General features: G+C 62.5%; 12 protein-coding genes. 3 read left to right on the top strand and 9 right to left on the bottom strand.

The genetic code is table 11. The features are described 5' to 3' along the window. The first annotated feature begins 95 nt into the window (after nt 1-95). A complete protein-coding gene (locus ACUYMZ_RS05720; RefSeq protein ID WP_481602390.1) occupies nt 96-386 on the top strand; it encodes a WXG100 family type VII secretion target in 291 nt (96 codons plus the stop codon). Between the two features lie 94 nt (nt 387-480). On the opposite strand, the gene ACUYMZ_RS05715 is transcribed toward ACUYMZ_RS05720, so the two are convergent. The 5 genes from ACUYMZ_RS05715 to ACUYMZ_RS05695 form a co-directional block, all read right to left on the bottom strand. Further along, on the bottom strand, nt 481-1,560 hold the full coding sequence (locus ACUYMZ_RS05715; protein ID WP_481602389.1) for an RNase H family protein: 1,080 nt from the start codon (nt 1,558-1,560) through the stop codon (nt 481-483). A gap of 189 nt (nt 1,561-1,749) precedes the next feature. Next, nucleotides 1,750-3,375, bottom strand: coding sequence for a chaperonin GroEL (groL, locus tag ACUYMZ_RS05710; RefSeq protein ID WP_426006159.1), 1,626 nt, complete (start codon nt 3,373-3,375; stop codon nt 1,750-1,752). A gap of 307 nt (nt 3,376-3,682) precedes the next feature. Further along, nucleotides 3,683-3,886, bottom strand: a complete 204-nt coding sequence (locus ACUYMZ_RS05705; protein ID WP_426006158.1) for a cold-shock protein — start codon at nt 3,884-3,886, stop codon at nt 3,683-3,685. Between the two features lie 155 nt (nt 3,887-4,041). Beyond that, nucleotides 4,042-4,662, bottom strand: coding sequence for a LytR C-terminal domain-containing protein (locus ACUYMZ_RS05700; RefSeq protein ID WP_481602388.1), 621 nt, complete (start codon nt 4,660-4,662; stop codon nt 4,042-4,044). 48 nt (nt 4,663-4,710) lie between these two features. Then, complete coding sequence (locus ACUYMZ_RS05695) at nt 4,711-5,046, bottom strand: DUF3263 domain-containing protein (protein ID WP_426006156.1); 336 nt, start codon at nt 5,044-5,046, stop codon at nt 4,711-4,713. A gap of 108 nt (nt 5,047-5,154) precedes the next feature. On the opposite strand from ACUYMZ_RS05695, the gene ACUYMZ_RS05690 reads away from it, so the two are divergent. Both ACUYMZ_RS05690 and ACUYMZ_RS05685 read left to right on the top strand, forming a co-directional pair. Next, nucleotides 5,155-5,922: a uracil-DNA glycosylase gene (locus ACUYMZ_RS05690; RefSeq protein ID WP_481602387.1), complete on the top strand. Its 768-nt coding sequence runs from the start codon at nt 5,155-5,157 to the stop codon at nt 5,920-5,922. A gap of 486 nt (nt 5,923-6,408) precedes the next feature. Then, a complete protein-coding gene (locus ACUYMZ_RS05685) occupies nt 6,409-7,248 on the top strand; it encodes a siderophore-interacting protein (protein WP_481602386.1) in 840 nt (279 codons plus the stop codon). Between the two features lie 6 nt (nt 7,249-7,254). Here the strand turns inward: ACUYMZ_RS05685 and ACUYMZ_RS05680 are convergent, their stop codons facing one another. The 4 genes from ACUYMZ_RS05680 to ACUYMZ_RS05665 all read right to left on the bottom strand — a co-directional run bounded on the left by ACUYMZ_RS05680 (nt 7,255) and on the right by ACUYMZ_RS05665 (nt 12,257). Continuing rightward, entirely contained in the window at nt 7,255-8,742 is a 1,488-nt protein-coding gene (locus ACUYMZ_RS05680) for a threonine/serine exporter family protein (protein ID WP_481602385.1), read from the bottom strand. Nucleotides 8,743-8,761: 19 nt separating this feature from the next. After that, complete coding sequence (locus ACUYMZ_RS05675) at nt 8,762-10,081, bottom strand: peptidoglycan bridge formation glycyltransferase FemA/FemB family protein (RefSeq protein WP_481602384.1); 1,320 nt, start codon at nt 10,079-10,081, stop codon at nt 8,762-8,764. A 96-nt stretch (nt 10,082-10,177) separates the two neighbouring features. Then, nucleotides 10,178-11,266, bottom strand: coding sequence for a lipid II:glycine glycyltransferase FemX (locus ACUYMZ_RS05670; RefSeq protein WP_481602383.1), 1,089 nt, complete (start codon nt 11,264-11,266; stop codon nt 10,178-10,180). A 169-nt stretch (nt 11,267-11,435) separates the two neighbouring features. Beyond that, nucleotides 11,436-12,257, bottom strand: a complete 822-nt coding sequence (locus ACUYMZ_RS05665) for a DNA/RNA non-specific endonuclease (protein ID WP_442424758.1) — start codon at nt 12,255-12,257, stop codon at nt 11,436-11,438. Nucleotides 12,258-12,280 lie beyond the last annotated feature (23 nt).

The raw sequence follows: 12,280 nt of genomic DNA, 5'->3' as shown, positions 1-12,280 counted from the left end.
TGGTTCTGCCGTTATGGAGTGGTGCCTAGGCTCGTTGATGTGGCCCACGCATTCCTTCCGCATCAGCGGACCATCTTCGTCGAAAGGCACTGCCCATGAGCGTTATCTCCGTAGACACAGAGCTGCTCCAGCTCAAGTCGTCCAACGTCAAGGCCACCGTGGATCGCATCAGCGCGGACGTACAATCCATGAGGCACGGGTTGGAGGAACTCCAGGCAACGTGGAAGGGTTCGGCAGCTGCGAACTTCCAGGCGCTCGTCCTGGAGTGGTCCCTCACGCAAAGCAAAGTGGAGGCCTCGCTCGCGTCCATCAATATGGCCCTGGCCTCAGCGGCCACGAGCTACCTCGAGGTTGAACAGGGCAATACCCAGCGGTTTGCGTATTAGCACCAGCTGCAAGCCATGAACTCCTGCGGGGCCGGCCGTCTTCCCCCTGTGCGGCCGGCCCCGCAGGTCTGCCCTCAGGACAACCTGACAGGACTCAGCTTTCCGGGGTTCCCTGATGGAACCGCAGCCGCCACTGGCCACGGTCCAGGAGCCAGAGGGAACTGCGCAACGAGGAGCCGGTCGGGGTAGCACCGGAATGGCCGGAACTTCTGTAGTTGAGCAGGATGCTGTCCTCGCTGAGCCTGTCTGCACTGATCAGCTCCAAATCCACAGGTTCGCCCGGGTCTTCCTCGAGGGCAACCATCATCGCGTCCCGGGTCCAGAAGCGCCCTGAGCTGCCGATCTCCGCAAAATCAGGATGCAGCAGGACCCCTATGCGTCCAATGTCGGCGCGAACATCCGGCCTAAGCAACTCGCGTTCCAGTGCCACCACCAGTTCCTCCGCGGGAAGCTCCCGGGCGGCCGCTTCATCCTCCAGCTCACTGAACAGGTCCGGCTGGCCGAAGAATCCTGACTCGCCGAACAGTGCAGGCTCAGGGTGCGGCTGGGCGGCGGACGCGGGGCGGGATTCCGTGACGGTACCCGTGGCGGCACTTGCTGCCAGGGGCACCTGTGCGCCGCTGGACACCGCCTCTGCCGCGCCGGGGGCGATCTTGGATGCCTTCCCGGCGGCCTCAGTAGGAGCTGGATTGCCGGTCTTCGGGAATGAACCACTGAAACCCGGGCCGCTGGGGGCAGCGGTGCCCTGCTGATAGGCCGTAGCAACAGCCCGGGCACGCTCATCCGCGGCTTCGTTGAGTTCATGGCCTGCGTGGCCCTTCACCCACTCGAAGGTGTACTTGCGCCCTGCGATGGCTTGGTCGATGTCCTTAAGCAGGTCCACGTTAAGTACAGGCTTGCCATCGGCCTTTCGCCAGCCTTTGCGCTTCCATCCAGGCATCCATTTGGTGATGCAGTTGATGACGTACTGACTGTCACACAGGATCCGCAGGTCCTCCTGTGGAATATGGGCCGTCGACCGGAACAGGTCGAGGACTGCCATGAGCTCACCCATGTTGTTGGTGCCGTGCGGCCAACCTCCTGCGCGCCAACAGGAATCGTCAACATACCAGGCCCATCCGGCCGGCCCAGGGTTGCCGAGGGCGGAACCGTCGGCGGCAGCAATAATCGTCATGCGTTTAATCCTGCCAGACCCCACAGACACTGAAACCGCGCCAGCACCCAAGTAAGTAGCAGTAGATGCCGTTTTGGGCCCTCAAAACGGCATCTACTGCTACTTGGATGGGACGCAGAACGGCGGCCCCCACCCGAAGGTGAGGACCGCCGTCGTACGTGCTAAGCGTGACGCTGCAGTACAGGAGGCTTAGAAGCCGCCCATGCCTGCCATCTCGTCGCCGCCCGGAGCCGGAGCGTTCTTCTCAGGCTTGTCAGCAACAACAGCCTCGGTGGTCAGGAAGAGACCAGCGATGGAAGCAGCGTTCTGGAGTGCAGAGCGGGTCACCTTGACGGGGTCGTTGACGCCTGCGGCCAGCAGGTCCTCGTAGGCACCCGTTGCAGCGTTCAGGCCGTGGCCGGAAGGCAGTCCACGAACCTTGTCAGCAACAACGCCCGGCTCGAGGCCGGCGTTGAAAGCGATCTGCTTGAGCGGAGCGTCGATGGCAACCTTGACGATGTTGGCACCGGTAGCTTCGTCGTTTTCGAGGCTCAGGTTGGCAAATGCCTTGGCACCGGCCTGGATGAGGGCAACGCCACCACCGGCAACAATGCCTTCCTCGACTGCAGCCTTGGCGTTGCGGACTGCGTCCTCAATGCGGTGCTTGCGTTCCTTGAGCTCAACTTCGGTTGCGGCACCGGCCTTGATGACTGCAACGCCACCGGCCAGCTTGGCCAGGCGCTCCTGCAGCTTCTCGCGGTCGTAGTCGGAATCGGAGTTCTCGATCTCGGCGCGGATCTGGGCAACACGGCCCGCGATCTGGTCGGCGTCGCCTGCACCCTCAACAATGGTGGTCTCGTCCTTGGTGACAACAACCTTGCGGGCGGTACCGAGGAGTTCCAGACCGGCATTCTCCAGCTTGAGGCCAACTTCTTCGGAGATGACCTGGCCGCCGGTGAGGATGGCGATATCGGCGAGCTGGGCCTTGCGGCGGTCACCGAAGCCCGGAGCCTTGACGGCCACGGACTTGAAGGTGCCACGGATCTTGTTGACGATCAGGGTGGCAAGAGCCTCGCCCTCGATGTCTTCGGCGATGATCAGCAGCGGCTTGTTGGACTGCATGACCTTCTCCAGGACTGCAACGAGTTCCTTCACGTTGGAGATCTTGGAGTTGACGATCAGGATGTACGGGTCTTCGAGGACCGTTTCCTGGCGCTCTGCGTCGGTGACGAAGTAAGCGGAGATGTAGCCCTTGTCGAAGCGCATGCCTTCGGTGAGCTCGAGTTCCAGCCCGAAGGTGTTGGATTCCTCGACCGTGATGACGCCTTCCTTGCCCACCTTGTCCAGGGCTTCGGCGATCAGGCTGCCGATTTCCGGGTCGCCGGCGGAGATGGAAGCCGTGGCTGCGATCTCTTCCTTGGTCTCGATTTCCTTGGCGGAGGCCAGGAGTTCGCTGATGACGGCGTCAACAGCCTTCTCGATGCCGCGCTTGAGGGACAGCGGGTCGGCGCCGGCTGCAACGTTGCGCAGGCCTTCCTTGACCAGTGCCTGGGCGAGGACGGTTGCGGTGGTGGTACCGTCGCCAGCGACGTCGTCCGTCTTCTTGGCAACTTCCTTGACCAGTTCCGCACCGATCTTCTCGTAAGGATCGTCCAGCTCGATCTCCTTGGCGATGGAAACGCCATCGTTGGTGATCGTGGGGGCGCCCCACTTCTTTTCGAGGACGACGTTGCGTCCACGCGGGCCGAGGGTAACCTTGACGGCGTCAGCAAGGGTGTTCAGACCCCGCTCGAGGCCGCGGCGTGCCTCTTCATCAAATGCAATGATCTTGGCCATAACGGCGGTAGTCCTTTCGGGACAGTCGTTAAGAAGGTACCTGTCGGATGGGATGCCCGCGACGGACGGTCCTTTGCTTACGGCCTCTGTATGCCCCGCGCGCCGGACCTCATCCCACCAAGGTGTTTCTTGGTCCTCCCCCGCACCAACTGGAGGGAGCGCCGGCCGAAGCCGGTACACCGTTAGCAGTCAGTACCAAGGAGTGCTAAATCAATAATTAGCACTCGACCGTGGAGAGTGCAAGCAGGGGCGCCATCCAGAGCCGCAAAATTCCGTGTATTCAGCCAAGAGCGGAGGCGCGGTACTGTCAGGCGACGCGGACACTTTCTGCTTGGGGGCCCTTTTGTCCTTCTCCGAGCTCGAACTCCACCCGCTGGCCTTCCTCGAGGGCCCGGTAGCCTTCCATCTGGATAGCGGACCAATGTACAAAGACGTCGTCCCCGGAATCATCAACAGTGATGAAGCCGTACCCTTTTTCGGCGTTGAACCATTTCACGGTTCCCAAAGCCATGATGCCCACACTTTCACAGTAGCCAAGACCGGCGGCCGGGATCTCCGGACCGGAATCAATCCACTGTAACCACAGTCACTGTCGTGGCGCTGCGCTGCCGGCCGGGGGCTGCTGTTTTGTTATTGAGGCTTAACCGGAACGATGGGCAGCAAGTGCTACTGGTAGCCCGGGCCTACAACAACCACCAGGGGCTGCTGGACGTCCGGGGACTCCACCACGTTAGTGATTCCCAGGAGCGTGGCCAACGCGTCAGCATTGGCCTTTTGCCCGGGAGCGTTGTAGAAGATCACTGATGCCTGCTGCGGAATGCCGCCCCAGTTGCCCACCGTGCCAAGTGCCCAACCGTCACCTTGCACCAAACCGGCCACGCGGCCGGCAAGGCCGGCCGTGGAGGTGCCGTTGTACACAGCAACGGCCGTGGTCTTGTCCAGGGGCGCACCGGACGGGGTCGCGGAGGGAGTGTCGGACGGTGTTTCGTTGGGCGTGGGTTCTCCGGAAGCCACGGGAGCACTGCCAGACTCAGTCGGCGAAGCGGAAGGTGCGGCAGAAGTTTCCTGGGGTGCCGGCGTCGAAACGCTGGACGAAGCGCCGGGTGCCACCAGTCCCAGGCGCGGAAGGATGAGGAACGCAACCAGGCCGAGCACCAAGGCCACGGCGCCGACGGTCAGGATCGGCCAGAGCGAAGGGCGGGACGTTTCCTGGGATTCGCGGTGCACGCCTTGCCGGGTGCTGTTTTGCGGAACCCGGTCGAATTCATCCTTGGCAAATTTGGTCATGGTGAAGCGTTGTCCTTGCTGGTTGCTGCTGACGGTCAGCCTGGCGGTTTACGCGTCGGACCCCAAACGGCGCGCTGTCCGCGCGCGTTGGCGGGACGTACGTAGTCTACGCAGTCTCTTGACCAGCATGGGATCGTGGGCCAGCGCTTCCTCGGTATCGATCAGCGCATTAAGGATCTGGTAGTAATGGGTGGCGGACAGGTCGAACAGCTCCCTGACCGCTTGTTCCTTGGCCCCGGCGTACTTCCACCACTGGCGCTCCAAGGCCAGCATCTGCTGGTCCCGCTCACTGAGGGGCGAATCGCTGCGGACGCCCACCGATAGGTCATCAAGAGCAAAACCGGTGGTCTGCTGCGCCATTGGTTCCTGTGCTGGTTCTGCCATGGCACACTCCTTGGACGCTGGTTGGCGAAAATGTCTCACCCCCATGTTACGGGTGAATAACAACGGTGTCATTCACAGCCCCCGGGCACAGCGATGGACAATGGCTGGATGACTGGCGAGCATGCACTCTTCGACCTTGAACCTGCAGGCACCTCCGGGCCGGGTTTCGGTGCCCTGCCGGACCTGCCGCTGGAAAGCCTGGTGGCTGCCGATTGGGCCTACGCCCTGCGCCCCGTGGAGCAGGAGCTCCGCAGCGCGCTGGCGTTCGTTGCAGGGCAGGCAGCCGGCGGGGTCCAGGTCCTTCCGGCCGCCAGCAACCTCCTTCGGGCCTTCCGCACCCCTTTGGCGGACGTCAAGGTTTTGATTCTGGGCCAGGACCCGTACCCGACGCCAGGTCACGCCGTCGGGCTTTCCTTCTCGGTGTCGCGCCAGACGAGGCCCATCCCCCGCAGCCTCGCCAACATCTACCGCGAACTCCACGACGACCTCGGCCTGCCGCCCCGGATCCACGGCGACCTCACCGCCTGGAGCGAGCAAGGCGTGCTGCTGCTGAACCGTGTCCTCAGCGTCGCCGCCGGCAGCGCAGGCTCGCATCGGGGCAAGGGCTGGGAGGCCATTACGACGGCGGCAGTCACCGCAGTCGCCAACCGCACCGACACGGCGGGCCGCCGGAGCCCCCTGGTGGCCGTCCTCTGGGGGAAGGACGCCGAGGGTGTCGCGCCGTTGCTGAACGGTGCGCCCATTGTGGCGTCCGCGCACCCCAGTCCGTTGTCTGCTTCGCGGGGATTTTTCGGCTCCAAGCCCTTCAGCAGGGTCAATCAACTGCTGAAGGAACAGGGCGCCGAACCAGTCGATTGGGAACTCCCGGTCCTTTAAGCCCCTGGCGGCTCCTCTCTCACATCCCATCAGTGTCCGTCTAACGGTGGATTCGGGTGGTGGCGAATGAGTGAGACAGCGGGTGAAAGCCAACCAAAGGTAGAGGTTCGACGACGCCACCGACGCAATTCTCGGACCGCGCCCTTCTCCGCCGCGTGCACCCGTAACGACTTCGGGCCGCGCCCTTTTCCGCCGCGTGCACCCGTAACGACTTCGGGCCGCGCCCTTTTCCGCCGCGTGCACCCCAGACGACTTCGGGCCGCGCCCTTTTCCGCCGCGTGCACCCCTAACACCGGACGCGTGAGGCGGAAATGGGTGCGGCGGCGCGGGACGGGGAGGTGAGGTGAGAGAGCATCCCCGGAAACCGGTGTTTAGGTGAGAGAGCATCCGCAGAAATCGGTGTTTAGGTGAGAGAGGGTCGGGTGGGGATGTAACGTTCGACTCATACCCAGCCCGCCTCCAGCTGATTAGCTTAGGCTGACCTATATGACTGCCCTTCCCGTCACATCGTCAGCCAACCGAAACACGCGTCCGCAGGTCAATCTGACCGTCCTGCGAACAGAACGGCTTTCGCCCCACATGGTGCGGATCGTAGCGGGAGGTCCGGGCTTCAGCGATTACACGAACAACGCGTTCGTGGACCGTTACGTCAAGATCGTCTTTCCCCAGCCGGGCGTGGACTACCAGCTTCCCCTGGACCTCTGGGAAATCCGCGACTCCATGCCGCGTGAGCAGTGGCCGCACACCCGCACCTACACGATCCGCTGGGTTGATCCCGAGGCGCAGGAGTTGGCGATCGACTTCGTGGTTCACGGCGATGAAGGCCTTGCCGGACCGTGGGCTGCGGCTGCGAAGCCGGGCGACTCACTGGTTTTTACCGGTCCCGGTGGTGCCTACAATCCGGCACCCGAGGCGGACTGGTACCTGTTCGCCGGCGACGACGCCGCCATCCCCGCCATCGCAGCGTCCATTGAGGCCCTGGCTCCGACGGCACGTGGCTACGCTTTCCTGGAGGTGGACAGCACGGATGACGTTCTCCCCATCCAGGCACCGGCCGGTGTGGAGGTGCACTGGCTGCTACGCAACGGGGTACAGGCCGGATCCAGCGACCTCCTCCTCAATGCCCTGCGTACGCTTGAGTGGCTGCCCGGACGGGTGGATGTGTTCGCACATGGCGAGCGTGGCTACATGAAGGGCCTGCGCGAGGTCCTCTTTGTGCAGCACGGCCTGGAACGCTCCCAGGTTTCCCTGTCCGGTTATTGGGCGCAGGGTCGCGTGGAGGAAGTGTTCCAGGCCGAGAAGAAGCTTGCCATCGGCAAGATCTAGCAGTATCTAGCGGCGCCGTACGCGTCGCCGCTCGTTGCTGGACAGGCCCTTGGTCAGGGGCCGGGCGAGGTTGTCGCCCAGGACAATGCCGGCGGCAACGCCCAGGACTATGGCCGTGGCATTCAGCATGCCGCCGGCACCCAGGAGGATATCCGACTCCTCGGTGGTCAGAAGGTACATCGAGCGGAAAATGGTCAGCCCGGGCAGCAGGATCAGGGCGGCAGGAACGGCGACCACCAATTGCGGGGCACCCAGCTTCAGGGCGACCACCCTGCCCAGCAGTCCAATGACGACAGCTGAGATGGCAGGCGCCAAACGGTCGCCGAGGCCGAGCTCGCCTGCCCCCCACAAGACGAAGAAGCCCACCAAGCCGACTGCTGCCGTCGGGAGTAAAAGCCGCATCTGGGTTTGTTCGGTGATACCGATCGCGGCAACCGCCACGGCGATCAGGATCGCCTGTCCCCACAATGGATAGGCGGGCGGGAATGTATTGGTGACATCCAGAACTTCGCTGCCCATCAGCGTTCCGGTCACGACAGCGACGGCGATGCCCGCCACGATCGCACCGAACGTCAGCAGCGTGGAGAGGAATCGTCCGGCCGCGGTGACCGGGAAGCCGTTGATGGCGTCCTGGACCGAGGAGACGAGTCGTCCGGTTGGAAGCAACAGCAGGATGCCGCCGGCTACGACGATTGATGGGGCAATGTCAGCACCTGCCCACCTCAGCATCAAGGCAATGAACGTGACCAGGAACGAGCACGACATGGTGACGAAGAAGTCCGGGGTGCGCCAGCGTCCCAACTGCCGGGCCACCAGACTGATCAGAAGATTGGAGGCGAAAGCGAGGGCAGAGGCTCCCGGGCCGCCACCCAACACACCGACGAAGACGGCGGCGAAGACGCCGAAAGCCACCGTGACCATCCAGCGCGGGAACGGCTTGGCACTGCGGGTGATCTCGTTGAGGCGACGCACGGCTTCATCGCGCCCCACTCCCCCGGCCACGATGTCCGTGACCAGTTGGTGGACCTGCGCCAGGCCGGCGTAGTTGTTGGTCCAGGACCGCACCACCCGGATCAAGGTGATGGGCGTCTGGTCCTTTGGCGCATAGTTGATGGCCACCGACTGGTTGGTGATGTCCACTTCAACGTTCTTCAGCCCCAAGGCGGCCGTCACGGCGATCATGCTGGTTTCGACTTCGAGCGCGCCTGCGCCGTAGCGGAACATCGCCTCCGCCAGGTGCAGGGCGAAGTCGATCGTTTTGCGGGCAGAGGCATCGACTCCGGCCGCCTGGATGGTGGGGTTGGCGTAGGGGCTGCCTGCCAGCCGGTCCACGATGTTCATGGGCGCGGTAGGCGGGCTGTCCCCCTGGACCAGCCGCATCAGCATGCGCTTGGCGTTGGCGTTCTGCCGAACCTGCGATGGGCGCAGCGGTTGGGTCTTGGGCAAGCCGTCCGTGTGAGGCCTGCCGCCGTTGCCCTCCGGGCGTTCAGTCACGCAGCATTCCTCCTTTGCATCAGTTCTTCCTGAGGAACTTTCCAATCACCGGCAATTGCTCCGGCTTCCGCAAGTTTCCCAGAACGGTCTGGGCGGCTCCTGCGAGCTTCCTGACCGTGCGGTACGCGGTGTATTTGACCGGGCTTACCGGCATAACAAAGTCGCCGATCAACTGGACGACTTCGCCGCCGAAGCCCTTCTTGAACTCGTACCCACCATGGCCGGTTTCATCCTGCCCCTGGATACCAAAGGTTCCATAGAAGTTGTAGCGCGAGTAGCCGTTGTTGAGGGCGTGCAGCATCATTCCCCAATAAAGGGACGTTGCCCCGTTGAAGTAGATGTAATCCTGGACCGTGCCGCCGATGACGCACGTGAGCTCATCGCCGGAGCACGCGAAGTGGATCGCGGCCACCGTTGCCACGCCCACGGAGTCCGGGAAGCGTTCGATGTCCTTGAGGCTGCGTTCATAGCTGTCCACCAGGTCCTGGACGACCTTGACCCGGTTGGCTTTCTTCTTGCTGCCGGTTTCCTCGACCTCCCGTTTTAGGTCCGCCAGCGTCTTGGACTCCGCGTCGAGGCGCTCGGTGATGGAACGGCGGTATTCCGGGATGTTGATCTTGGCCATCATGAGCTTGGTGAACTCATCGGAAGTGTTGCGGAGCAGTTGCTCGTAGTACCCGCGTTCCCGGTAGGTGAAGCCCTTTTCGTCACCGGCCGTCTTGAGTGCATTGTAGAAATCGTCCAGCGTTTCCAGCGTGGCCTGTTCCAGGTAGACGCCGTTCTTCTCCGCTTTTCGGATGGCCTTCCGGGTGCGGTAGTTCATGCCCATGATGAGCTCTTCGGAGTCCGCAACCCCGTCCAGGGTCTTAATGAACATCCAGTTGATGTTGGCGAAGTTCATGTCGAAGCCCTGGTGCTTGAACCCGAGACCTTCAAGTTCCTTAAGAAGCGGCCGGTTGTCTTCGACCTCCGGGTGCTCCGCGCCGTCCTCGTCGCGTGCGAGGTACTTGACGTTGGGCGAGATGCGCAGCTCCGCCGCTTTTTTCTCTGCCGCGTGCTTCTTAAGGAGCTCGACGACGGGCCTCACCGCTGCGGCGTCGCTGTAGTCCATCAGTGGTCCCTTGGCGCACTCAGCAACCTTGTAGCCGAGACGGTTGGCGGTGTAGACGAGCTTTCCGGCGGCAATGAGGCTGCCGCCGCGGGTGACGCCGAAGAGCTCCACTTCCTGACCGCGCGCTCTCTGGAAACGGGTGAGGTCCATGGATTGGATGAAGCTCGCTTGTGGGTGTCCCTTGGCGAAGGTCTCGAAATCAGCGTCACTGAGAATTACGAATTCCATGTCGGTTCCAGCCTCGATCGGAGTCAAAGAAAATACCTCATCTTGTTGGATGTGCACCCGTTGGTGGCCGGGGCGGGCCGTGCTTCGGGTTGCGGTCTAGTAGAACTGTCCACCGGTGCGCATGGTTTCGAGTCGGCGGAAGACTTTCTCCGCACCTTTGAGCCACAGTTTGTACCGGACAGGTCCCAGAACGAGGTCGTAGCAGCCCACGAAGTCCGTGACGGTCTTGGTGAAGCTGGTTTTAAAGGATCCCAGTCCGTACAACGGATGGGACTTGTCCTTGATGCTTGCAGAAGGGGGTGTGCCGCAGAAGTCGTACTCCACGCAACCCAGTTCCTGCATGCGCTGGATGGCGGCCCACTGGACCAAGTGCGAGTCACCGTATTGCTTGCGGTTCTGGGTGGAGCCGCCGTCTTTGTAGGTGGCCTTGGAGCCGTAGTTGATCACGAACGCACCGACGCTGGGCTGGCCATCCTCGTAGACAAAAAAGAACTGACCTTGGCCCCTGCTGCTGAATCCGCCCCAGAACGCGGCGTAGTACTCGTAGCTCCGCAGAGGCATGGCGCCTTTGGCATTCACCGTGTTCTGCATGAGGGCATAGAGCTTGCGGTAACTGTCCTCGCCGGCTTCTTCCTGGACTACCTCGCAGCCCTCGCGCTCCGCGCGGCGAACTGCGTTGCGGGCGCGCGATGAGATGCTCCGCAGAACCTCGTTGGCGGGCGCAGAGATGTCCAGAACAGCTGTGAAGTCGTTCGACTGGATGTTGGGGGCCTTAACCAGGCCGGAAGCCTTTAGTTGCGCAGTCACTTCAGGTGACTCCACGACGTCGGGCTCTATCTTGATGGTGAAGACGTTCAGTTTATGTTCTTTCGCCAAACGGGCGACGGCGTCCAGCATCGGCTTGATGTCCTCGACGGACTCGGCATCGGGGCCCTTGATCAGGTACCAGAGGCGTCCCAGGACAGGAAACTTCTTCTCCAGCAGCAGGTTGTAGCTGGAGTATCCGGCGGTCTCGATGACGAGCCGGCGGACCAGCCAACCGTTCCCGTCCTTCACTGCAGCATAGGCGTCCGACTGCAGCATGTTGCCGCCGTTCGGGTTGGCAGTGACGTGCTTGTCCCAGTTATCGATTTCCTCGGCGGTGGCAAAGCGGGCAGTAAATTCTCGCAAGGTGGCCGTGTCCAATCTCAGGGTTCAGTGCAGGGTTCAAGCGGTGTTCAGGCATAGTGCGCATGCGGACATGCAGAATCAAGTCTATCGGGCATGGGTATATGACCCGATTCCCGGGTAGCGGCGCTCCGGCGCACATCAGTGATGCTTCTTGGGAGAGCCCAGAGCCAGGCGATCATCCGGGTCAGAGCCGGATCTGTTCCATGCTCTCCAATTGGATGGCCTTGGGGGCTTTCCCCAATTCCCGCTGGCCGCTGGCGAGCCGATCGGCGTTGGTCAGCCGGCTCAGGCTCAGCCCGGTCAGGTCTGCGATCTCACCGACAGGAACCTGGAAAGTCCTGAACGGACCAAGGGGTGGCGGTTCTCCCTCCAGGAGGCGCTGCGTCAGAGCCTTTTTCAACTCAACCTTGCCCAACAGTGGCGACTGGTCCAGCACGAAGCCGGCAGCGCCGAGCGTTCCATCGTTGGTCCAAGCTGCGATTTTCCAGAATCTTTTGGGGATCTTCACGCCCCTGTATTCGGAATCGTCGTCGGCAAAGACCGGCCCGGTGAACACGCTGAGCTTGGCGTCGTGCGCGTCGGCGTGGCCCAGCACATGGTCTTCCAGCCCTACCCAAAGTTCCTTGCCTTGGTTGAAGTCATCCACTTGGGGTGCTGCATTGGTGAATGCGAAAGTGTCCTGATTCGCTTTCTTGGCCGTAGCAGCATCGCCCCACACCGGATCGAGCCGCCGCACCAGGTGTCCCCGATCGAAGGCGTTGTTCTTGTAGACGTCCGGCCCCGCCTGCTGCTCCCGGGGTATGCGCTCGTCAAAATGCCACGTGCCCTCCCGGGCCAAAGGATTCAGTTCCCTGCCGCTGATGTTGACTCCAACAATCGCCGCGAGCTTCCGGGCAGCCCGGAAGCGCACGGAGAAGTGCGTGTAGTCCAACAAAGTAGTCGTTGCCGACGGACTGGGCAGCTCCAGGCGTGCCCGCAAGAAATCCCGGTCATATCCCCCGCTCATGCATACAGCATGGCACTAGGCAC

This window comes from Arthrobacter sp. T572 (assembly GCF_056780115.1).
This window is presented reverse-complemented; position numbering and strand designations above follow the sequence as displayed.

Bases quoted from the DNA above. Each gene is read 5' to 3' on its own strand.
- ACUYMZ_RS05685 (WP_481602386.1), top strand. From the start codon at position 6,409: ATGACTGCCCTTCCCGTCACATCGTCAGCCAACCGAAACACGCGTCCG.
- ACUYMZ_RS05675 (WP_481602384.1), bottom strand. From the start codon at position 10,081: ATGGAATTCGTAATTCTCAGTGACGCTGATTTCGAGACCTTCGCCAAG.
- ACUYMZ_RS05665 (WP_442424758.1), bottom strand. From the start codon at position 12,257: ATGAGCGGGGGATATGACCGGGATTTCTTGCGGGCACGCCTGGAGCTG.
- ACUYMZ_RS05715 (WP_481602389.1), bottom strand. From the start codon at position 1,560: ATGACGATTATTGCTGCCGCCGACGGTTCCGCCCTCGGCAACCCTGGG.
- ACUYMZ_RS05695 (WP_426006156.1), bottom strand. From the start codon at position 5,046: ATGGCAGAACCAGCACAGGAACCAATGGCGCAGCAGACCACCGGTTTT.
- ACUYMZ_RS05690 (WP_481602387.1), top strand. From the start codon at position 5,155: ATGACTGGCGAGCATGCACTCTTCGACCTTGAACCTGCAGGCACCTCC.
- ACUYMZ_RS05720 (WP_481602390.1), top strand. From the start codon at position 96: ATGAGCGTTATCTCCGTAGACACAGAGCTGCTCCAGCTCAAGTCGTCC.
- ACUYMZ_RS05700 (WP_481602388.1), bottom strand. From the start codon at position 4,662: ATGACCAAATTTGCCAAGGATGAATTCGACCGGGTTCCGCAAAACAGC.
- groL (WP_426006159.1), bottom strand. From the start codon at position 3,375: ATGGCCAAGATCATTGCATTTGATGAAGAGGCACGCCGCGGCCTCGAG.
- ACUYMZ_RS05705 (WP_426006158.1), bottom strand. From the start codon at position 3,886: ATGGCTTTGGGAACCGTGAAATGGTTCAACGCCGAAAAAGGGTACGGC.